Here is a 22,070-nt window from a genome sequence, read left to right as displayed (position 1 = left end):
CTCTTGTACAGACGCGATTAATCGCGTCTCTCCTACTCAGCACTCATTTCCTTTCCCTATACGTGAATAATTACTACAATAAAGTCACACACCTGACTCTGGAGTGTTGGCCGTGGGCTTATTTGATGATTTAAGTCGGTTTCTCGAAAACCGTTTAGAAGAATTCTTGCGTAATAATCCTCATTTGGAATTAGAAGCGCTGCTAGAACAGCTGCGCGAGCAAGAGGAAGATACTTTAAAGCTAGTTGCAGATTTACAATTACAAGAGAAGCGATCGCAAGAGGAAATTTTAGCTACAGCTCAAGAAATCCAGCGTTGGCATATCCGTGTGCAAAAGGCGAAATCTGCTGGTAGAGAAGATTTAGCGGCGGCAGCGCAAGAGAGAGAAGCCGCTTTATTGCGTGAAGGTAACCAGCGTTGGGGACATATGCAAGGGTTAAAAGAACGCATTAACCAATCAAAAGAACTACTACAAAAAATACAAGTGCGAAGGCAAGAAGTACAAGCCAAGGCAACTGAAGCACAGACAATACGCGCCAAAGCACAATCCCAACAGCGCTTAGAAACCAATGGTTGGTCAAATTCAACTACTAGTTATTCCAGTAGTTTTGATGACTTAGAAGAAAAGTTTCGCCGCTGGGAAACTCAAGATGAGTTGGAAAAATTGAAACGTCAGATGGGGAAATAAGCCACTAATACAAATTCAAAATTCAACATTAAGAAAGTTCGACAGAATCTAAATTTTAGGTTTTGAATCTGTTGTCTTTTTTTGGCGAATTGGTATTACAGCTAAAAAATATCCCACTTTCGTTTAGGCAAGGGGACAGGGAAGAAATAAAAATATGATCTGAATAAATTAGATAATTTATTTTCTGCTTATGGAAGTCCCCAAATTCATATTTGGATGATGCGTTAGCGATAGCGTAACTCATCATCCAAGCCTTGTAAGGATTTAGCAGTTTAGCAGTGCTAAACCCTACCAAAAATTTATATAGCAGGGTGGTTTCATACAAGCAGAGAAAAAACTAAAACTGGGTTTCAAAGCCTCTCTCCCACAGGGAGAGAGGTTTGGAGAGAGGGAAAAAGCCATGCTACAAAACGAGAAATCAAGACTTATGTATTTTTCTTTTTTCGTATAAAACTACCCTGCTACCAAAAATTTATATAGGACTCCTATTTTATTTTTGAAAAAACTCCGTACATCTCAAGAGTGGTGAAATCAGGCGAACCCGAAGGGTTGAATATGGCAGAAATTGAGTTTAGTGTTTTGAATCGTCAGTGTCTGAATAGTCGTATTACTGACCAAAATACTCTCAATTTAAAAACTCAGTTAAGGCTCTATGAGATGGGGTGGGGATAACTCTTCGCCTATTGTGGAAAGCACTTACCAAAAGCGAGTAATAAACGCAGCTGACCTTGAAAGCGGATCTGCCGTCGCACAATTGCCCAAACAAGATTTTGTTCTTTTGCTAAAAACTTTAACCAGGTTTTGCTGTCAGCAGTGATTGCTAAATTTGCAGTTCCTAAATGTCCATCTTGAATTTCAAGAGTCTGATGACGGATGATAACCGTTGCTTTGCATGACTCTGCACCTATAAACGTAAAATGGTAAATCGCATTTAGTCCTTTGGAGTGTTCGCGTTGAAATGTTGAAGGCATACCGCCCAAGAATCCGCGAATTGATGTTGGTATTAGACTATTCCTGACCTGTTTGACCTGCTTATGAGGAAATCTACGGGTAACATAGGCTTCAGCATCTGAGTTTGGTACTACATAAATAGTTTCTTCCTTCGCCTGCAAAGGTTTAACGACTTCTTGAATAAATTCTTTGCGCCGTGTCAAAAAGGGAGCAATTACATCCTCACCCGCAGGACAAACCGCCATACAATATGCCGCTTTGTAATTGGCTCCATAAGATAAGCTCTGCCACACAGAAGCAGATTCGGCAGCATTGACTTGTTGGCCATATTCATGCCTATCTTTACTTTCAACTATAGTTTCTACCCAATCTGTGAAACCTCCCATAAACTCCCGATAGTTGTGGGTATAGCAAGCAGAAAAGTTAAAATGTCCATCAGCACTAATTGCACCAACGGGGCAGGCAGAAACACAGAGTTTACACTCTAAGCAAGGGTTATAGTCAATGGATTGGTGATATGTTGTCACTTTGACATCAATCAAAATCGTTCCTAGTAAAATGAAGTTGCCAAATTTTGGGTGGATCACAAGGCGATGAATCCCCATTTGTCCTAAACCTGCTGCCACGGCTACTGGTTTGTGGGACACACTCCAGACCTTTCCAGGGAATTTATTCATTTCCATCGGAAACCCCATTGCTGGATTAAAGCCCCGAATCCCATGCCGTTCAAGCTCCGCCACAATTTGACGCGCAATATGATTAACCTCATCGCCAGTACTATGAAATTCGAGATTAGCAACTGACCTAGCTGGACTCCGGACGTTTTCTCGATTCATACGGCACACAAAACTGATTAAAGTTTTGGTAGGTGGAAAGGCGGCCAGAATGTCTTGACGTTGATCAGCAATCTCAGGACGGTCAATCTCAACAAAACCAACATCATCAGCCCCAGCTTCTAGACAGAGATGGCGTAGCCATTGGGCATCAATTTGGGTGGATGGTATAACTTTTGCTTCAGATGCTTCCTGTTTACGCCAGTGTTTGACTGTTGGGTGTTCATCAAATTTAGACATACAATTATCCTTCAAAACATCATGTCCACAGCAAAAAAGTAGTCCCTAGAGCAAATAAGTGTATATACACCTTTTTGATAAAAAATTAAAATTGGCTGACTAAAGTTGTTGTTACGTTTAAATGCGAAAGCAAAGTAGACCAACGCTCCTGACCCAGTTTTTCCACAACGCAAGCTTGCGCTTGCTCCCATAGGGGTAAGGCTTTGGCTAAACTTGCCTGTCCTGCATCCGTCAAGCTGACTACTCGTGTTCGCTGATCTTGCCCTGGTTCAATTTGGATTAATCCCTCTCGTTCCAGAGGCTTCAGGTTGCGTGTCAACGTAGTACGATCCATTGCCAGGCTCTGAGCCAATCCATTTATGCTTCCAGAATTCAAAAGCGAAATCGCCACTAAAATCGTAAACTGCGTCGCCAATAAGCCACTAGGCTTCAATTCTTGATCAAAGAATTGTGTCACCACTCGTGAAGCTTTACGCAAGTTGAAGCAAGTACACAAAACACTAACTTGGTTGAGTTGAGCTAAATTGACTTGAACTATTTTCTTTTCCATTTTAATTAAGTGTATATACACTCATTATATATGTCAAGCCTTATCATCTACTTTCATATAGAGAGTCATCGTAGTCAGGATTGGGGACAGTTTGTAGATGCTGATTTTTAATTGTCCACTCTTACACTTGTAAGTTATGCGTATTTTCTCGCAATCTTTTTCATCAATCAAATAGGATTGGTATATGTATCAGAATTTTTGAGAATTGGTGTTAGGAGGCGCAAAGTCTTGCACCCCCTAAAAATATTCCTTGCAGTTTTGATATATCTAATTATTGAGTGCTGGGCTTAAACCTAATTTGACTTGCTTCTAGGTAAATTACCTGGTTTTTTAGTCCTTGAGCTTCAGTAGCCGTTAAACCTTTCCACTGCTGCTGTGCTTGTTTGACACTGGGCACTAGTTTGAGTACACCTGCTAAATCTAAGGTTTGGCCTGCTTTCACAACAACTTTATTTTCAGCACTTCCCGCATCTAGATTGGGAGCCAAAACCACAAATACTCGTTGAGCATTGCTGGAACCAACCCAGAAGGTGCGATCGCCTACTACACTTTGAACATTCACATTTGTAAACTGCACAGGTCTATTTACAAGTGTCTGTTTATTGGCGTTGGTAATTACTAATACATCTGTTATTGGTTGAGTTTGAACAATAGTTGTTGGTTGTGGCGTAGGGGTAACAACCACGGTAGTTGTTACTTGTGGTGTGGCGGTGACGGTAACCGTTGCTTGTGGTGTCGGAACGACAACAACATCAGGTTGCTTTGGTTCGGTAGCACAAGCTGTAATCCCAGTTGCAAGCAGCGTTAAAAGCGTTGCTTTACTCAGGCATGACTTTTTACTGACCAGATTACCATTACTTTGGATGTTGCTTAAAGTGCAATTTTGCTTATACATTTGACTATGAATATGCTTAATAGTGAGTTATTTAAACACTTATTTTTTTAGGTTTTGAGTCCACTAAAAATCCTGCACCAAGAACTTTATGGTGACCAAAAAAAGGTATTAGTGCCTCAATAGTGGTACTTTAAGTGATTAGAAGATAATTTAGCTTCTACCTAATGGAATAATATATGGTAGAGGCGATCGCACTAAGTATTCTAAAGCTCAAGTTTCTACAGGGGCACAAGAATTTGTACTCTAGCTTGTATATTAACCAAATTCCTTTTGGCGATATCCTTTGAGGTTATTTATAAAGTAAACATTAAATTTTATAGTAATAATTAAATTATGTAGAGTATGTTACTGCACTATTGATGAATATATTTTCGCTATAGTAGACACTTTTAATTTGTGTATTTATTCCTCAAATCTAAATCCTTCAAATTGTATTTAATTTATTAAACTTGATTGCAATTTTTGTTAAAATAAATTTAATCAGACTATCACACCTTCCCATTTCCGTCTATTCAATATTTTTTTGCAATTGCCGCAGTATTCCCTAAACTTGGCAAATGAGCACTGAGGCATGGAACACAATATATTTTTAGATGTTTTATCTAGCTTACAGAGATTATTTGTAGGTTACATTCCAGCCGCTATCTTAGGTGGTTTCATAGGCTACTTAATTGGTATCAATGGCACCATCTATCAGATATGCAGACGGATATTTCAGATACCCCATAGTATCCCCCCTATAGCTTTACTACCTATTGCGCTCATTATCTTTCAAGAAAGCGAAGCCGCTACTGCAATAGTGATTTTTTCGGCTAGCCTTTGGTCAATGATTGTGAATACTGCAATTGGAATGCGACATTTTTACAGGCAGTATAATCACTTTCGGGCTGCTATTTTTCATACATTTCATGCTTTAAAAGTTAGCATTTGGGTTGCATGGTTTACAGTAATTGCCATAGAAATGTTAGTAGGCACTAAAGGTTTAGGCTCGCTGGCTTGGGATGCTTATAAAGCTGGCAATGCTAATTACATTATTCAGTCAATCATCTATATTGGTGTGATTGGCTGTTTATTAGATCAGTTATTGGATCTGAGTGGATATCTTTTGGTACAGTTTATTTCAGCAGGTAAGAAATCTGCTCAAGAGAATAATAAAAAATAAATTTTATGTTTGCTTAAATACTGGTACTGTCGCGTAGGCTGGTAATGGGTAATGGGTAATTGGTAATGGGAAAAACTAAATGTCTTAGAGAGTCAACAATTAACAAAATTTGATATAACATACCATAGTTATTCAGATAGAGATGCGTTATGCCTTTCCGCGTAACACATCCTACAAATACTCAAAAATATTTTGGGGAATTTTTAAGGGACTCCCAAAAACTAAATTATCCAATTTCTGAGAGAAAATATTGTCTTTATCCCCCCTGCTCCCTGCTCCCTGCCCCCTTGCTAAAAAAGCGATAGTATATTTTTTTAGTTGGAAGTCCCTAATTATTCCTACCTGTAGTTGATAGTCCGTCAACTATGAGAGAGGGTGTATAACATGAGCCGTTCCAATCAGCATCACCACCGAGGGTTACTAATTGTTTCAAAGCTGCGTAAATGTTGCCGGCGACCATTGTATCTTTAACACGCCCGATGACTTCCCCATTTTGTACGCGGTAGCCCAATTCAATATTGATGGAAAAGTCGCCGGAAATACCGCCACCTCCACCCAGCATTTGATCGACAATCAAACCATCATCTATTTGTTGAATCAAATCTTGTAGGGATAGAGAACTGGGTTGAACTAAAAAATTAAATAATCCAGGGGTAGGATAGCTACCCAAACTAGGGCGAAAACCATTACCCGTACTACTCATACCTAATTGTCGTGCGGTAGTGCGATCGCTATAAAAATGCTGTAGGATTCCATTTTGAATAAAAACAATTGTATTGGTAGGGCTGCCTTCATCATCAAAAGGACAACTATAAGGCCCTGCTTGTGGTTCTTGATAGAGGGTGAGGCTGGGTGCAAGGACTGGTTTGCCTAAACGGTCGGCCCAAGGAGAAGCTTTTTCTAGTACGCGTTTGCCGTTTAATGCTGCTTGCACTGTACCCCAAAGCATATCAGCCGCTTTGGATGTAAATAAAACTGGTACGCGACCGCTAGGGGGTGAGACGTTTTCTCTCGCCCAAATTAGCCTTTGTAAAATTTGTTCAGCGAGTTTTTCCGGGTCGAGTTCATCTCTTTGGGTTTGTCCGTCAGAAACGCTTAAAAAATCGTCGCCTCTGACCCATTCAGCCGACATATAGCAGCTAAGAGTTGTGTCTGTGTAGTAGCAATCTAGACCTTCAGTATTGATAAGTCTAGTATTTTCCACATCACATTCCCAATCACTGTGGCAAAGTACATCAGGATATTCATCTCGAACTAAAGCGATCGCTTCTTTACCCCAGTTAACCAAATGCTCTATAGGCACACTTTTCCCTAAGTCTGGGTAAGATGGCTTAAAGTTGCGCCCCAATTCTATTGGTTCCGGTTGATTGAGTTTACTCAACGCTAGAGAGCGTTCTACCATCGCTTGCGGTTCCACAGTACCGTAAGCCACAGTCAGCCCCGGACGGCCATTGCGCCATAGCCGCAACGCCGTACCTTCAGACTGGCTAGTTTCGAGTTGCTTTAGGCGATTAGCCTCAAAAAACACTGGTCGAGAAAGCGATCGCGACTGATACACTTCAGCGGCTTCTGCTCCAGACTTAATTGCTAGTTCCAGCAGATGTTCTGCTAGCGTATCTTGTGACAAATTTTCAGAACCCATGACCCTTGGTAAATTATGGATTGTGGATTTTGAACCGCGAGTACATAAAGCAGTGCATTCGGCCGCCAGACTTATGTCTAACGTCTCCACTTCTCCTGATGGGAGAAGTTACTGCCGCGCAGATCATTATCCCAAATCATCAACATGTATCAGCCGTTGCCCTTGTGGATGATTCATTGATGATTAGCTCGGTAATGAATAATCATTCGGCAAAAGTTTTATGGCTTTTTCCTTGATCCTCATACCGATTCCCTCATGACTATGCCATGAATCTACGGCAGATTGACTTCTTGTAACAGCCAAAATCCGGCAAACGATTCTGCTTGAGGATCTGACTGCACACCGATAAAATGCACTCCATTGGCTTGTTGCTTGGCTTCTTCAAACCCTTTGGCTTCTGCCAATGTTTGAGGACTTTTGATATTTGCCAAAATCCAGCTTTCTGTCACACCAGTTTCTAACAGTAATCTTGTGCCGACACTCGTGTCAAATCTTAGATAAGCTAAATCTAAACCAGACATCCAGCCTGCGATCGGCAATGCCCTGGGTGAAAAAATCAAAATCCCAGGAATACGGGTTTGGGGTGATACTCGCGCTAATTCTAAAGGAAAGGCTTCACCAAAACCAATCTCCCATTCTGGCATATCCATTAAATCAGCAGCTTCTAAAGACACAAATACCCATTTTTTCCCTTCCAATGCATCAGGTAACCTTTGGGGTAAAGGACTTTCCAGACGCACCGAGGGATTAGTACCCCCTTGATAACCTGGTTCATGAGGATACACCTCCTCAACTCGCTGTTTTAGCCATTGGTTCAGCATCAAAGTCCGACGGCTAGATTGAGCTGGAATACTTAGATCCTCGCAGGCTTTCGTAATCATATTATTCATTTGGCGGCGGAAAAAGCGGATTTTAATTGGTGCTTCTCCAGCTTCGGCAATAGCCTCTTGCAACGCCGTCCGCAACCAACCCGAATTTACCTGCGTACTGGGACAGTATTTAGCATAACGAAACAGAGAATCTGTTTTGGCGCGGACATCTAAGGGACTTTCGCAAACTAATACTTCCCAAACTTTTTTCTGATTGTCGTCCAAAATCGGACGGGAGTAAAAATCAATTTCCCAAATACTGCCCATGTTTTTCGGTAAAAATCTGGCTGTTATTATGTTCCTGATATTCTGATCATACGAGTCTTGGGGCAGCAACAGACATCAAGAAGTTAAAACAAAAGTTGCAGAGACGCGATTAATCGCGTCTGTACAAAAGTCAAGAGTCAAGAGCCATTTATTTCTCTTCTCCTCCCAATCCCTAGTCCCTAATCCCTAGTACCCAATCCCCAATCAATCCCCAAAAAACAAAACCTGCTCTAATTGTTTATATACTCCTAGCCTTAAGGTTCTTGTCCTATGATTGGGAGCTGCTAATGCTAATTAATAATTAAGTTATTTAGGTACTTTTGCATGGCGCTGGATATTTCCACTTTGCCTTTGGCATTCCAATTTACTTCTCCTGGCCCGATTCTGTGGAGAATAGGGCCAATCACAATCCGTTGGTATGGCTTATTAATTGCCACCGCAGTTTTAATCGGAGTCAGCCTTTCTCAGTATTTGGCCAAGCGCCGTAACGTTAACCCAGACTTACTTAGCGATTTGTCAATTTGGCTGGTAATTGGCGCAATTCCCGCCGCCCGATTATATTACGTTTTATTTCAATGGCCAGAATATGCCCAGCACCCAGACCGCATAATTGCCATTTGGCAGGGTGGAATTGCCATTCATGGAGCAATTTTAGGTGGACTAGTCGCTGCGCTTATCTTTGCCAAACTCAAGCAAGTTTCTTTTTGGCAATTAGCAGATTTGGTAGCACCTTCGCTGATTTTAGGGCAAGCGATCGGACGTTGGGGTAATTTCTTCAACTCAGAAGCTTTTGGCGATCCTACCAATTTACCTTGGAAATTATATATTCCACCCGATCGCCGCCCGCCAGAGTTAGTTAATTTTGAGTACTTTCATCCTACTTTTCTCTACGAATCTCTCTGGGATTTAATGGTATTTGCCCTGTTGCTCACCCTCTTTTTCCGGAGTTTGCAAGGTAAACCACGCCTCAAAATAGGTACGCTATTCCTCACTTACTTAGCATCCTACAGCTTGGGACGCTTATGGATAGAAGGTTTTCGTACTGATAGCTTAATGCTAGGGCCCCTCAGAATGGCTCAAGTCGTGAGCTTAATCGGAATTATTGTGGGATTAGCTGGATTAGCTTGGCTTTACATAGCTAAACGCCCTTTACCAGATGTCATTTCCACCCCCAGGGGTAATGGGGCGATAGAGAGGTGAGGGGTTGGGGATTGGGGACTGGGGATTGGGGGATGAGAAGACAGGGAGATAAATTCCAATTACCAATTACCAATTACCAATTACCAATTACCAATTACCCAAAAAATAAAAAATGCCCTAGAGAAGTTCTCCAGGGCTTAACCAGGGTGCATCTACCATTACTCTCTACTAGGGAATTAGAGGTTATCCGGAAAGACACGGAAAAATTATCAAAATTTTTTTTTAGAAATTCTCTTTTGTGCTGCAATGAGTGAATATACAGAAGAAATATGTGACAAAAAATTGTTATCCGCTATAGAACCAAAGGTTTACATTGTGGGTGCAGGGCCGGGAGACCCAGATTTATTAACGGTTAAAGCACAAAAGCTGCTGGCTGTAGCAGATGTAATATTATTTGCCGACTCTTTAGTACCTGAGCAAATATTGCATCTTTGTCGCCCAGAAGCAGAAATTATTCGGACTGCCAATAAGACTTTAGAAGAGATTGTGCCGCTAATGATAGAAAGAGTGCGATCGCAAAAATCTGTCGTTCGTCTTCATTCTGGCGATCCTAGTCTCTACAGCGCTACCCAAGAGCAAATGCAGCTGTTAAAAGCAGCAGAAATTCCCTTTGAAGTCATCCCAGGTGTCAGCGCCTTTCAAGCTGCAGCCGCCAAACTGCAAGTAGAATTAACTGTTCCTAATTTAGTACAGACGATTATTTTGACGCGCATCAGCGGCCGTACAGAAGTCCCCGCCACCCAAGAACTAGCAACCCTAGCAGCACACCAAGCTAGTCTGTGCTTATATTTGAGTGCGCGCCATATAGAAACAGCCCAAGCCAAATTATTAGAACACTACCCAGCAGACACCCCAGTAGCGATATGCTTTCGCATCGGCTGGCCAGATGAAAAAATTCGGGTTGTTCCCCTCACTGATATGGCTGACTGTACCCAGAAAGAACAGTTGATACGTACCACACTTTATGTAATTAGTCCAGCACTCTTACAAGCAACAGCGCGATCGCGTTTATATCATCCTGAACATAATCATCTATTTCGCTCGTCGCATTAATAGCTATTGGGCATAGGGCATAGGGCATTGGGTAATCGGTAATTGGTAATGGGAATTCTCCCTCATCCTCCTCATCCCCCTTATCTCCCCTATCTCCCTTCCCTACGCTTCGGTAAAATTAATCTGGAAATTACCAACTTTCTTTTTTGCCTCTTGTACAGACGCGATTCATCGCGTCTCTCCGTCTCTTTGACCTTTAACTAATTTTCAATCTGAAATTTTTGACTATGCCATTAATTAAAGTACAAACTTCTGTTGCTGCGCCTGAAAGAACTGAAATTGAAAGCTTGCTGAAAAGTCTATCTGCTAAGTTAGCCAAGCATTTAGGTAAACCGGAATCTTATGTAATGACAGCTTTTGAGCCGGATGTGCCTATGACTTTTGCTGGTACAACAGACCCAGTTTGTTACATTGAAATTAAAAGTATCGGTACTATGAAACCTGATCAAACTGAGACTATGAGTCAGGATTTTTGCCAGCAAATTAACCAAGCTTTAGGCGTAGCCAAAAATCGGATTTATATAGAATTTGCTGATGCTAAAGGTGCTATGTGGGGTTGGAATGGCTCAACCTTTGGGTAAGGTTCTTTAGGGGAAAGGGGAAGGGGGAAAGGGGAATGGGTAGTTGGTAATTGGAATTTCTTCCCTTGCTCCTCATCTCCCTCATCTCCCTCATCAAGGAATATTAACAGAGCGCAATAATCGCTCAACAACAGTTCTGGCGCTGCGTCCTCCCCGGGGGATGAGGCGATGGCAAAGAACGTGAGGAACGAGAAATTTTACGTCATCGGGAATGGCGTAATCACGTCCTAAAATAAAAGCGAGGGCTTGGGTAGCTTTTTGTAAAGCGACTGTACCGCGAGGGCTGACACCGAGAGAAATTTCTTCATCCTGTCTTGTCGCCCGCACTAAGTCTAGAATGTATTGCTGTAAAGGCGTTTCCACTCTTACCTGAGAACAGAGTTGCCGTAATTGAGCTATTTCTTCTAAGGTAATGCAAGGTTGTAAATCAGCTACCTTGATACCATCCGTCAGGTTTTGCAACATTTGGAGTTCTTCTGTCTCTGAGGGATAGCCTAAACTCAAAGACAGCATGAATCTATCCATCTGCGCTTCAGGTAGCGGAAAAGTCCCTTGGTATTCAACCGGGTTCTGAGTAGCAATTACAAAGAAAGGTGTAGGAACAGCACGAGAAACACCATCAACTGTTACCTGATGTTCTTCCATCACTTCTAACAAAGCTGACTGAGTTCGGGGTGTAGCACGGTTGATTTCGTCAGCCAGCAAGATGTTGGCAAATATAGGCCCAGGTAGAAAGGTAAATTCACCGCTTTTTGGGTTCCAAATGTTTGTACCAGTAATATCAGTAGGTAATAAATCGGGGGTACATTGTAGCCTTTGAAACTTACCGTCAAGCGATCGCGCTAATGATTTAGCTAGCAGGGTCTTACCAACACCAGGAACATCTTCTAATAAAGCATGACCACCGCCAAGGATGGCGACTACTACCAAACGTATGGCTTCAGTTTTACCAACGATAGTACGAGACAGATTATGTGTTAAAGCCTCAAGTTTTTCTCTCATGCACCACGGGATTGGGGATTGGGTACTGGGGATTGGGCAATTCAATTTTGGATTTTTGATTTGCGATTTTGGATTGAGTTTAAATCTAAAATCCAAAATCTAAAATCTAAAATTCCTAGTCCCTAGTATTCCCACCCAACAATCACAACTCAACATTCCGAGAGCAAAACTTCTTTCGCGACATGACAATCGAGCTGAATTTGTGTTTTTAAGGCTTCTAGAGAGTCAAATTTTTGTTCGGGTCGCAAAAATTCTACTAGCTGTACAGCCAGCTTTTTGCCGTACAAATCTCCAGACCAATCAAATAAATGGACTTCCACAGATATATTAGTACCATCAACTGTAGGGCGATTACCTATATTCATTACGCCTAATATCGTTGGTGTTTGAGTATCTGCTGTCTCATCAATTATCAACACGCGGACAGCATAAACACCTAGGCGAGGTAAAAACTTGTCTTTTGGTAATTGCAAGTTAGCAGTGGGAAAACCAATCGTTCTGCCCAGTTTTTGACCTTGAATTACCACACCAAAAAGTGTGTATGGTCTTCCCAACAGGAAATTCGCGCTTTTGACATCGCCATTTTCTAGGGTCTGGCGAATTAATGAAGTACTAATTGGTGGTGCTTGGGTAGGAGGATGACTAGGACAGTTACTTTCTGCTGTCAATTGGTCGCTACCTACATAGGTTTCTAAGGTAACTATTGTGACAGGAATATTATATTTGGCGGCGAGTAATTTTAAATCCTCAGCTGTGCCAGCGCGCTGTTTACCAAAACAAAAATCTTGTCCCACGCTAAGTTGCTGGCATCGCAGTTTTTGTACGAGAATTTTTTCTACAAACTCTTCTGGAGACAGAGACGATAATTCTTTATCAAAGGGCAATAGTACCAGCTGTTCTATTCCCAGCGATCGCAATTGTTCTACTTTTTCATCAAGTGGGGTTAACAAAGCACGGGGTTGACCTGAGAAAAATTCCTGTGGATGGGGATGAAATGTCACAACAGTAGAGTATATATGCTCATTTGTTGTAGCTGTGGGGTTTCCTGGTTGGGATGCAGGATTTGTGAAATCATGAAGTGAGCGTTCTGGTAAATTTCCCTCATTTTGCACAAACTTTTGATCGCACGCAGTCCCTGTAACTGCTCTTTTTGCTTGCTGCAAAACTGGCTGGATGACTCTTTGATGACCAAGGTGCATACCATCAAATTTGCCAAGCGCAACAGCAGTTGGTGTTAGCAGTTCTTCACTCGAAGAACCAACCCACACGGAACACCCATTTTGAGACAAATTTAGCACGTGGATTCTGGGATTTTAGGTTTATTGAGCTATCAGCTACAAGTTCCCCTATAGGTAACTTAACTGACTGGGAGGGTACCCTTGACGCACATCCCGCGACTCCACAGAGTTTTTATCTGGAGCGTTTTCGCTCTGACTTTAACATCTTGTGGGAGCAGCCACGGCTTTAATACCACCCCGTTGGCTATTAGCCAAAGCATACCCTACAGGCAGCAGCTAATGAGGGTGTTGTGTGCTTTCTCTCAGCTTGATTTATCTTTGCTGAGTCCAGAGAACCCTACACCACAGTTAAAGAGGCTTTAGCTAAACTTTTGGGTTTTAGCAAGTATTGTACCTGCTCGTCCCTTGAGGCAGCTAGTCTATGGGCATTTGTGCTTCCCTGGTTAGCTCGCAAAGCGTGTTCTCCAGTTTTTGCAGTTTACCGCAAGAGTCACCTCTCCTGCTGAGAGCTTCTCTTCACCAATCTAATACCATTTTGGATTTTGGATTGGGAATTTGTGCATCCATCTGTCTTTATGATTTGTCAAAGGGGAAAATCGCAGATTTTGCGATCGCTTCGACTACAAACTTTAAGCAGATAAATTCCCTACAGGGCAAGATTCTGATATGGTCGCAGAAACAGGAACATGAAGTACCATGCCTTCTCGTGCCATCACTGCGCCTGCAAATTCCTCACCTGCTTGATTTCCGACATGATCTAGAAATTCATCGTTGTGTGCGGGGTCATGGTGGAAAATTGCTAGGGTTTTGACATGAGCAGCTTTGGCTATTTTCACCGCTTCTTGCCAAGTGGAATGTCCCCAGCCAATTCTCGGCGATGTTGGGGAATGGTATTCTTCATCTGTATAGGTACAATCGTATATTAAGATATCCGCATTACGCGCTAGCCAGAGGACGTTTTCGTCCAGCCTGTCAGGAAAATGTTCAGTATCAGTAATATAAGCAGCAGCGCCATCACGCCAGTTAACTCGATATCCCACGGCTTCACCAGGGTGATTTAATGGTGCTGTTTCTACAGTAATGTCATTAATGTGTATTGGTTGCCCCGCAGTAATGTCACAAAAATTTAGATTTGCCTGCATAATTTGCAGAGGCACAGGAAAATTTGGATGGAGCATTTGGTCATTCAGGCGCTGTTCGATAGTGGAACCATCGGGAGCAATTGCGCCATAAATCTTAAAATGGTTTCCCTTGATAAAACCTGGTGCAAAGAACGGAAATCCTTGCATATGATCCCAGTGGGAATGGGTAAAAAATAGATGACCTTCTAACGGCATTTGGCGCAACAAAGATTGCCCCAAAACGTGAAGTCCGGTTCCACCATCGAAAATTAAGCGTTTACCGCCCACTTGCATTTCTACGCAAGGGGTATTACCGCCATAACGCACGGTATGTGGCCCTGGACTGGGGATGCTGCCGCGAACGCCCCAAAATTGCACGGTAAATTGGTTTTCTAGCCTAGACATGGGTGTTGCTTTCTGGACTGAGCGTGCGATCGATAAAACAAATTGTTACTTATGTTTGTTAAGTTTATGCAGTCTTACCATTTTGGCAGAGGAGAATTTCTTGGTAAAACAGCATACCCTTTTTCCGGCAGGTTTTTTCAACCAGAGTGAGAGATGACAAAGCCAAAGCTTAAAGTACTTTGGGCTTACATGTAGCAGTGAGATCAACAGCGTTTCTACTTTATAGCTTAAATTTGTCGATCATGTTTTATCTCATTGCCGAAAGTTACAAAATTTGCCTTCAATGACAAAGTTTTTACGTAAATTTGAATTCCCATTCTGATAATTGCTGTAATCCGGTTGCGTAAGTAAGATTGTATTGTAATGGGGTAATGCTAATGTGGTTTTTACGGATAACATGTACATCTATAGGGATGTGTTGCGGCAAATTTAAGCCTTCTGGTGGTTCTACTTCTTCCAGAACTTCACCTGTTAACCAGTAGTAGGTTTTACCACGCGGATCGATTCGCTTGTCAAACACATCAACGTAGCGTCGCACTCCCTGACGCGTGATTGTGACTCCCGCAATTTCTTCCCATTTGACTGGGGGAACGTTAACATTGAGCAACATTAACTCTGGTAGGGGTTTGGCTGCTATTTGTGCTACTAGCTGCTGGGCAAAGTGAGCCGCAGTTTGAAATTCCTTGGAGGTATGGCTAGCAAGGCTGAAAGCAATGCTAGGAATCCCTTCAATTACACCTTCCATTGCCGCAGAGACAGTTCCAGAGTAGAGAATTTCTGTGCCTAAATTTGCCCCTTGATTAATGCCAGAGAGTACCAAATCTGGGGGTGTGTCTAACAAAGCCCAAAGTGCTAATTTGACGCAATCAGAAGGAGTGCCATCACAAGCCCAAGCCTTAACTGTGGGATGAAAAATTGACTCCACAATTTCCGCGCGAATTGGTTGGTGTAAAGTTAATCCATGCCCAGTTGCCGATCGCTCTCTGTCGGGGCATACTACAGTCACTTCATGACCTGCCTCTGCCAAGCAGTTGGCCAGGGTACGAATACCCAAGGCAGAAATTCCGTCATCATTGCTAATGAGTAATTTCATCGTTATTGGTCATTAGTCGTTGGTCATTAGTCATTAGTTATTTGTTATCTGACATTTGTCAATGTCGAGCGTCACAAATAGCAGGCAAAAAAAAACATCCTCACACACCGAATCCCCTTGAGGGACTTTCAACTAAAAAAATCAATCGCTTTAGGGAGCAGAGGAGGAAGAACACAATTATGGTCTTCGCTGTGAAAAATGAATAATTTAATTTCTGGAAGTCCCTTAAACTGGTAAACAGAGGTTTGGACTAAAGAAGTGTGAAGGATGAAGTAATGGCTGCTAGGCATCTGCCTTACCCGCAAGTGCGGTGAAAAATCAAATTTTTGATATTCCTACCTCCTCTGGGAATGGGTAGGATAATTTCAGACTTTATACTTTAGCCTTCAACCTTCCTTTAACCCTTACCTTTGGCCTGTTAAGGTCATATTACTAAGCTGATTGGTGATTTGTACCAACTTCTGGAACTAATGACCAATGACAAATGACTAATGACTAATAACTAATGACTAGCAATTTAGAGGCTCAACTTTTAGCACTACGGCAGGAAGGAGAAAAAGCGATCGCAGCCGCTGATACCTTAGAACGCCTAGAAGAACTCAGAGTAGGTTATCTGGGTAAGAAGGGGGAACTTGGGGCACTGTTGCGAAGTATGGGGCAGATGAGTGCAGAGGAACGTCCCAAAATTGGGGCGATCGCCAATACAGTGAAAGAATCTCTGCAAAATAGTTTAGACAAGCAGCGCACTGCCCTAGAAGCTGCTCAAATTCAAGCCCAGTTAGAGGCTGAAACTCTGGATGTCACAATGCCGGGAATTTACAGTCCCCAAGGTCGCATTCATCCTCTAAATGGTATCATCGACCGCGCCCTGGATATTTTTGTTGGCATGGGCTACACGGTGGCTCAAGGGCCAGAGATGGAAACAGATTATTACAATTTTGAGGCGCTGAATACTCCGCCTGACCATCCCGCCCGTGATATGCAGGATACCTTCTACCTACCAGATGGCAATCTTTTGCGTACTCATACCTCTTCAGTACAAATTCGTTATATGGAATCTGAGGAACCACCCATTCGGGTTGTGGCCCCAGGGAGAGTTTATCGCCGCGATAACGTAGATGCTACCCACTCAGCAGTTTTCCATCAAATCGAGTTGCTAGCCATTGATGAGGGACTGACATTTACAGACCTCAAGGGTGTAATTAAGGTATTTTTACAAGCAATGTTTGGCGATTTGCCAATTCGCTTCCGCGCTAGCTATTTCCCCTTTACAGAACCCTCAGCCGAAGTGGATTTGCAATGGAATGGTCGCTGGCTGGAAGTGATGGGCTGCGGTATGGTCGATCCAAATGTGATGAAATCCGTAGGTTATGACCCAGAAATTTATACTGGGTTTGCGGCTGGTTTCGGTGTCGAACGGTTTGCAATGGTTTTACACCAAATCGATGATATTCGCCGCTTATATGCCAGCGATTTGCGCTTTTTAAGACAATTTTAAATGATGTAATTAGACCGCTTGTACAGGTGAAAATATTTACCATACAAGCGTTTTATTTAATACTGAGCCACATAAAGGAGACCAATAAAGGTAATACTAATGACCCAAGTATCGAGATTTGATGACATTCTTGAAAGCATCGAAGAATTGTCAGCAGATGAACAAGCAACACTCATTGATCTGATCCGCCATCGGCTGGCAGAAAAACGACGTTCTGAAATTGCGGTTAATATTGCTCAAGCTCAGTTAGAATACGAAACTGGCAAGGTTTTTCGTGGCAACCTGACTCAAATTATGGATGAGTTAAGCAAATGAAAACTCTGGTTCTGACATCATCGTTTAAACGAGCATTTAAGCGATTGGTGCGACGACAACCAGAATTACAAGAGCGAATTCAAGAACGGTTGGCACTCTTAGTAGTTGATCCATTTGATCCACTATTGCAGACCCATAAGCTTAAAGGCAAGTTGTCTGGAGCTTGGGCTTGTTCAGTGGAGTATGATTGTCGCATTGTTTTTAACTTTGTGGAAAATCCGGAGTCTGGTGAAGAGGAAATATTGCTAATTGATGTAGGCACTCATGATGAAGTCTATTGAGTTGGAATAATGACGAATTAGAATTATGGGGAACAACGATCGCAATGTCCACAACGCCAATTAGCAGCTTCTTTGGCAAAACCAAAGGCGGTTAACAAAAACTGCCAGCGACACTGTTTAGTATGCAAATACTGATTCATTTCCTTGGCTGCTTGGATTTGGTTTGCTGATTGCTTGTTCACCCCTGGCTTAATGACGTAATGGAAAGGGTCAAGCCAGTTTAACTGTCCACTGCTGTGGAGTAAAGACAAAGCCATTGCACCATCGGGGAATTGTCGCGCTACTGTATTTACGTCCCCTTGTTTCGGCAGTTTTTTTGCAAGTTGCTGGGCTGTTTGTTGTTGCGATCGCATCTGCTGTTCAAAAAACTGCTGTCTTTGTTTATCTTCTGGATCTAACCAGCCTGTCGGTTCACTTACCAATGTCAGTGCTTCTGCTGGTTTCCCATCTCTCCCAGCGCGCCCAATTTCTTGTACATATTCGGAAAGTAGTAGCGGTGCGTGAAAGTGAATGACCCAGCGCACATCTGGCTTGTTAATCCCCATGCCAAATGCACAGGTGCAAACCACAAATGGAATTTTACCACCTAACCAGTCGGCTTCTACAGCCCGGCGTTCTGTGGCACTCAGTCCGGCGTGATAACTGGCTGTGGCGTAACCCATCTCTGCTAACCAAGCTGCTAAGTTCTCACTATCTCTGCGGGTGCGGACATAGACTAATCCTGCTTGTTGTGGTCTATTTTGAATAAATTTGACTAATTTTTGCTTCCTACCTTTGGGAGTCCAGGCGATGCAGACGTTGAGATGCAGATTTGGGCGGTAGGGATTGAGGCGGTAAATATCTGGTTGTTGTAATTGTAAAACTGAGGCAATAATTTTTTGCGCTAAAGGGTCAGCCGTCGCCGTAAAAGCTGCAACGCTAATTTTGCTTCCAGGTGGTTTTGATTTCAGCAATGCCGATCGCACTGCCCCTAATCTGCGATAAGCTGGTCGAAAGGTTTCACCCCACTGCACTAAACAATGGGCTTCATCCAAAATTAAGCCGTTAATCTGCAATTGTGGTTGACACAATTTTTCCCAAACTGGGGCACTTAATAAAGTTTCTGGCGATAAATACAATAATCTGAGTTTGTTTTGTGCCAATGCTTGCAGAGTTAAGCGGCGTTGGGATGAAGGTAATTCGCTATGTAGCAGTGCTGCACTTAAGTTTAGCTGGCGCAGTTCTTGTACTTGGTTTTCCATCAACGCTACTAAAGGTGATATTACCAAAGTCAATCCTGTTTGCAGCAGCGCCGGAAGTTGAAAACAAATCGACTTACCTCCACCTGTAGGCATGATAATTAACGAGTCTTTTTGTGCCAGTAAACTACTAACAATTTCACCCTGTGGTGGACGAAAATTGTCATAGCCCCAAATTTTTTTAAAAGTATTAAGGACTGTGTTCCAAGATGTGGTTCCTATTTGATTCATAATGAATAATAGATATATCCCTGTTTTACAAATTCAATCAGCAGCCCTTTTGAATATAGCTGCTGTCATTTAGCATCAGGTTCAGTAGTTTCATCAATACGAGTAATTTGGCTAAAGAAATGAACGAAGATTTAAAACATAGATTCTATATCAGCACAGATAAATCTAAGCTAGATATCAAAATGATTCATGATTTTTTGCGAAATTCTTATTGGGCAGAAAATATTCCTTTAGGAATCTTAGAAAAATCAATTGCCAATTCTTTATGCTTTGGGCTTTATGAAGGGCAGCGACAAGTGGGTTTTGCTAGGGTAATTACTGATTACGCTACTTCTGCATTTTTAAAGGATGTGTTTATTTTAGAGCCTTATCGTGGTCAAGGTTTAGGCACTTGGTTTGTGCAGTTTATTTTGAGTTATCCTGAACTCCAGGATGTGCAAAAGTGGTTGTTAGGTACAAAAGATGCCCACGGACTTTATCGGCGTTACGGCTTTAAAAAATCCACAACACCAGAGAAATTAATGATGCGTTCTAATCCTAATGCTTATCAGCATCAAAATTAAGTCAGTGATGAAGATCACAGTTGCCAATAGAAGTTATTTGTTATTCCCAATTGCTAAATGGGAACTATAAAGTTTGGGAATAATTAAATTTTCAATCTAATTAAATAGAGTTTAAACCTAATTACTAATTCGTAATTAAACCGAGTTTAGAGTCATATTCCTCTATATGTCGTGTCGTTATGGGTAGGATTTAAATCCCGATCCATAACGTAATTACAAATTTTTAAATAGGCACAGTTACTATGCCTAACGAACTGGCATTTTTTTTCATAAATATTTTTGATTAATCCTCATAATTTCATTATTTTTTATTCATAAACTGGGAAACAAATATTATTGCTATTTTTGATTGCTGAGAATAAGAAATCAACTTTATGAATACACCGATCGCTGGTACTTATGACATTCGTTTATTAGTTCTTTCAGTGGCGATCGCGATGCTTGCTGCTTACACTGCTTTGGATCTAGCTGGACAAGTCCGCACCGCTTCTGGGTATGCGCGCATTGGCTGGTTACTTGGTGGTGCGATCGCAATGGGAACAGGGATTTGGTCAATGCACTTTGTGGGAATGCTGGCTTTTTGCCTACCGATTCCGGTAAAATACGATATCCTGAAGATTCTCTTATCAATACTGGCAGCAATTTTGGCATCAGGATGTGCCCTATTTTTTGTTAGTCAAGAAGTAATGGGCATCTTCAACTTGCTAGCGGGTAGTCTGTTGATGGGACTGGGGATTATCACCATGCATTACACTGGCATGGCTGCAATGCAAATGCCAGCTCATATCCACTACAACTATATGTTAGTGGGAGTTTCAATTGCGATCGCCTTGATCGTTTCTTTGGTAGCTTTGTGGTTGGCATTTCATTTACCGGATCGCAGTACTAGCGCTAATCGTCAGCAGAAGATTGTCAGTGCGATCGTTATGGGTGCAGCTATCCCCATTGTACATTACACGGGCATGGCAGCTACTAGCTTTCATGCCGAAGAAGTGGCAGAGATGCGATCAGTAATGAATCTCGACTCTTCTGTACTTTCCACAACTATTGGCATTTTAACTTTTGCAATTTTAGGATTAGCACTGCTAATTTCCTTAGAGACAACCGCCATCGAAAGAACAGTAGCCTTAGCCAATCTTGAACGTGAAATTGCGGAACGCCAGCAGATAGAACAGCGTTTACAATGCGAACAAGCACAGAAACTAGAACAGGCTTTACAAGAATTGCAACACACTCAAGCTAAATTATTTCATACTGAAAAAATTTCTTCTTTAGGTCAACTAGTAGCTGGGATTGCCCATGAAGTTAACAATCCAGTCAACTTTATTTGTGGTAATTTATCTCATGCTCACCAGTACATTCAAGACTTAATTCACTTATTAAACCTTTACAACCAAAAATTTCCCCATCCAGGAGATGACATCGCAAAGGAAATTGCGGCTATAGATTTAGAATACTTGCTTGCAGATTTGCCAAAAATGATTTCTTCTATGAAACTTGGTACCGAACGCATCAAAGAAATCATGCAATCGTTGCGAAATTTCTCACGGGTAGATGGAACTGCGAAAAAGACAGTTGATATTCATGAGGGAATTGAGGCTACCCTGATGATTTTGCACTATCGTCTGCAAGCTAACTCCAACCGTCCAGAAATTCAAGTTATAAAGCAGTATGGAAGCCTACCGCAGATTGAGTGCTATATCGGGCAATTAAACCAAGTTTTTATGAATTTGCTAGCCAACGCCATTGATGCTTTAGAAGAGTCTAATCATGGTCAGACCTTTGCAGAAATTCTCCAGCATCCCAATATGATTAAAATTACTACTAGTGCTGAAGATGGCTATGCAATTATCAAAATTGCCGATAACGGGGCTGGAATGACAGAAGCCGTGCGACTACAATTATTTGATGCTTTCTTCACCACGAAGCCAGAAGGAAAAGGTACAGGATTAGGGTTGGCTATCAGTTATCAAATTATTACCGACACCCACAATGGTAGTTTGCAATGTTTTTCTACTCTGGGTAAAGGTACAGAATTTGTCATGCAAATTCCTTTAGCAACTGGGATTGCGAATGATTCAGTTGTCGCCATCTCAGCGACTTGTTGATCAGGGAAGCAGAGGGGGATGAGGGACAGGAGAAGGAGAATCAGTA

Annotated in this window: 20 protein-coding genes; 10 read left to right on the top strand and 10 right to left on the bottom strand. The window is 42.1% G+C overall.

From position 1 onward, the window contains the following. The first annotated feature begins 112 nt into the window (after positions 1-112). Complete coding sequence (locus AACU25_RS23800; RefSeq protein ID WP_096579890.1) at positions 113-688, top strand: TIGR04376 family protein; 576 nt, start codon at positions 113-115, stop codon at positions 686-688. A gap of 680 nt (positions 689-1,368) precedes the next feature. Here AACU25_RS23800 and AACU25_RS23795 read toward each other — a convergent pair. The 3 genes from AACU25_RS23795 to AACU25_RS23785 form a co-directional block, all read right to left on the bottom strand. Further along, complete coding sequence (locus AACU25_RS23795; protein WP_096579888.1) at positions 1,369-2,712, bottom strand: epoxyqueuosine reductase; 1,344 nt, start codon at positions 2,710-2,712, stop codon at positions 1,369-1,371. 85 nt (positions 2,713-2,797) lie between these two features. Further along, on the bottom strand, positions 2,798-3,262 hold the full coding sequence (locus tag AACU25_RS23790) for a MarR family winged helix-turn-helix transcriptional regulator (RefSeq protein WP_096579886.1): 465 nt from the start codon (positions 3,260-3,262) through the stop codon (positions 2,798-2,800). A gap of 271 nt (positions 3,263-3,533) precedes the next feature. Then, a complete protein-coding gene (locus AACU25_RS23785; protein ID WP_096579884.1) occupies positions 3,534-4,157 on the bottom strand; it encodes a hypothetical protein in 624 nt (207 codons plus the stop codon). A gap of 571 nt (positions 4,158-4,728) precedes the next feature. On the opposite strand from AACU25_RS23785, the gene AACU25_RS23780 reads away from it, so the two are divergent. After that, positions 4,729-5,319 carry an ABC transporter permease gene (locus AACU25_RS23780; protein ID WP_096579882.1) on the top strand — a complete coding sequence of 197 codons (591 nt, stop codon included), beginning with the start codon at positions 4,729-4,731 and terminating at the stop codon, positions 5,317-5,319. A gap of 328 nt (positions 5,320-5,647) precedes the next feature. Here AACU25_RS23780 and AACU25_RS23775 read toward each other — a convergent pair whose 3' ends face one another. After that, positions 5,648-6,961, bottom strand: coding sequence for a TldD/PmbA family protein (locus AACU25_RS23775; RefSeq protein WP_096579880.1), 1,314 nt, complete (start codon positions 6,959-6,961; stop codon positions 5,648-5,650). 272 nt (positions 6,962-7,233) lie between these two features. Next, on the bottom strand, positions 7,234-8,097 hold the full coding sequence (locus tag AACU25_RS23770; RefSeq protein WP_096579878.1) for a Tab2/Atab2 family RNA-binding protein: 864 nt from the start codon (positions 8,095-8,097) through the stop codon (positions 7,234-7,236). A gap of 324 nt (positions 8,098-8,421) precedes the next feature. Between AACU25_RS23770 and lgt the strand changes: the two genes are divergently transcribed. The 3 genes from lgt (at position 8,422) to AACU25_RS23755 (ending at position 10,931) form a co-directional block, all read left to right on the top strand. Further along, positions 8,422-9,297, top strand: a complete 876-nt coding sequence (lgt, locus tag AACU25_RS23765; protein ID WP_096579876.1) for a prolipoprotein diacylglyceryl transferase — start codon at positions 8,422-8,424, stop codon at positions 9,295-9,297. 246 nt (positions 9,298-9,543) lie between these two features. Then, positions 9,544-10,350 (top strand): precorrin-4 C(11)-methyltransferase, encoded by an 807-nt coding sequence (gene cobM / locus AACU25_RS23760; RefSeq protein ID WP_096579874.1) that lies wholly within the window; start codon positions 9,544-9,546, stop codon positions 10,348-10,350. Positions 10,351-10,577: 227 nt separating this feature from the next. Further along, entirely contained in the window at positions 10,578-10,931 is a 354-nt protein-coding gene (locus tag AACU25_RS23755) for a phenylpyruvate tautomerase MIF-related protein (protein ID WP_096579872.1), read from the top strand. Between the two features lie 93 nt (positions 10,932-11,024). Here AACU25_RS23755 and AACU25_RS23750 read toward each other — a convergent pair whose 3' ends face one another. From AACU25_RS23750 to surE, 4 genes are all read right to left on the bottom strand, one after another. Further along, on the bottom strand, positions 11,025-11,933 hold the full coding sequence (locus AACU25_RS23750) for an AAA family ATPase (protein ID WP_096579870.1): 909 nt from the start codon (positions 11,931-11,933) through the stop codon (positions 11,025-11,027). A gap of 149 nt (positions 11,934-12,082) precedes the next feature. After that, positions 12,083-13,231 (bottom strand): bifunctional riboflavin kinase/FAD synthetase, encoded by a 1,149-nt coding sequence (locus tag AACU25_RS23745; protein ID WP_096579868.1) that lies wholly within the window; start codon positions 13,229-13,231, stop codon positions 12,083-12,085. Between the two features lie 569 nt (positions 13,232-13,800). Continuing rightward, positions 13,801-14,697: an MBL fold metallo-hydrolase gene (locus AACU25_RS23740; RefSeq protein ID WP_096579866.1), complete on the bottom strand. Its 897-nt coding sequence runs from the start codon at positions 14,695-14,697 to the stop codon at positions 13,801-13,803. Between the two features lie 295 nt (positions 14,698-14,992). Beyond that, the gene (surE, locus tag AACU25_RS23735; protein WP_096579864.1) at positions 14,993-15,790 is read right to left on the bottom strand and encodes a 5'/3'-nucleotidase SurE; all 798 of its coding nucleotides are present in this window, start codon (positions 15,788-15,790) and stop codon (positions 14,993-14,995) included. Between the two features lie 505 nt (positions 15,791-16,295). On the opposite strand from surE, the gene pheS reads away from it, so the two are divergent. The 3 genes from pheS (at position 16,296) to AACU25_RS23720 (ending at position 17,884) form a co-directional block, all read left to right on the top strand. Further along, on the top strand, positions 16,296-17,288 hold the full coding sequence (gene pheS, locus AACU25_RS23730) for a phenylalanine--tRNA ligase subunit alpha (RefSeq protein WP_096579862.1): 993 nt from the start codon (positions 16,296-16,298) through the stop codon (positions 17,286-17,288). Between the two features lie 99 nt (positions 17,289-17,387). Further along, positions 17,388-17,603, top strand: a complete 216-nt coding sequence (locus AACU25_RS23725) for a hypothetical protein (RefSeq protein WP_096579860.1) — start codon at positions 17,388-17,390, stop codon at positions 17,601-17,603. Then, positions 17,600-17,884, top strand: a complete 285-nt coding sequence (locus tag AACU25_RS23720) for a type II toxin-antitoxin system RelE/ParE family toxin (protein WP_096579858.1) — start codon at positions 17,600-17,602, stop codon at positions 17,882-17,884. Before AACU25_RS23725 ends, AACU25_RS23720 begins: the two co-directional genes overlap by 4 nt. Positions 17,885-17,907: 23 nt before the next feature. Here the strand turns inward: AACU25_RS23720 and AACU25_RS23715 are convergent, their stop codons facing one another. Continuing rightward, a complete protein-coding gene (locus tag AACU25_RS23715; protein WP_096579856.1) occupies positions 17,908-19,353 on the bottom strand; it encodes a RecQ family ATP-dependent DNA helicase in 1,446 nt (481 codons plus the stop codon). Between the two features lie 119 nt (positions 19,354-19,472). Here AACU25_RS23715 and AACU25_RS23710 point away from each other — a divergent pair, with 119 nt between their 5' ends. Continuing rightward, the gene (locus tag AACU25_RS23710; RefSeq protein WP_096579855.1) at positions 19,473-19,916 is read left to right on the top strand and encodes a GNAT family N-acetyltransferase; all 444 of its coding nucleotides are present in this window, start codon (positions 19,473-19,475) and stop codon (positions 19,914-19,916) included. Between the two features lie 374 nt (positions 19,917-20,290). Further along, positions 20,291-22,024, top strand: a complete 1,734-nt coding sequence (locus AACU25_RS23705; protein WP_096579853.1) for an MHYT domain-containing protein — start codon at positions 20,291-20,293, stop codon at positions 22,022-22,024. The last annotated feature ends 46 nt before the right edge of the window (positions 22,025-22,070 follow it).

The sequence above is a fragment of the Tolypothrix tenuis PCC 7101 genome, from assembly GCF_963874875.1.
Lineage (GTDB): Bacteria > Cyanobacteriota > Cyanobacteriia > Cyanobacteriales > Nostocaceae > Aulosira > Aulosira tenue.
Note: the sequence above shows the minus strand (reverse complement) of the source record. Positions and strands in the feature narration are given on the sequence as shown.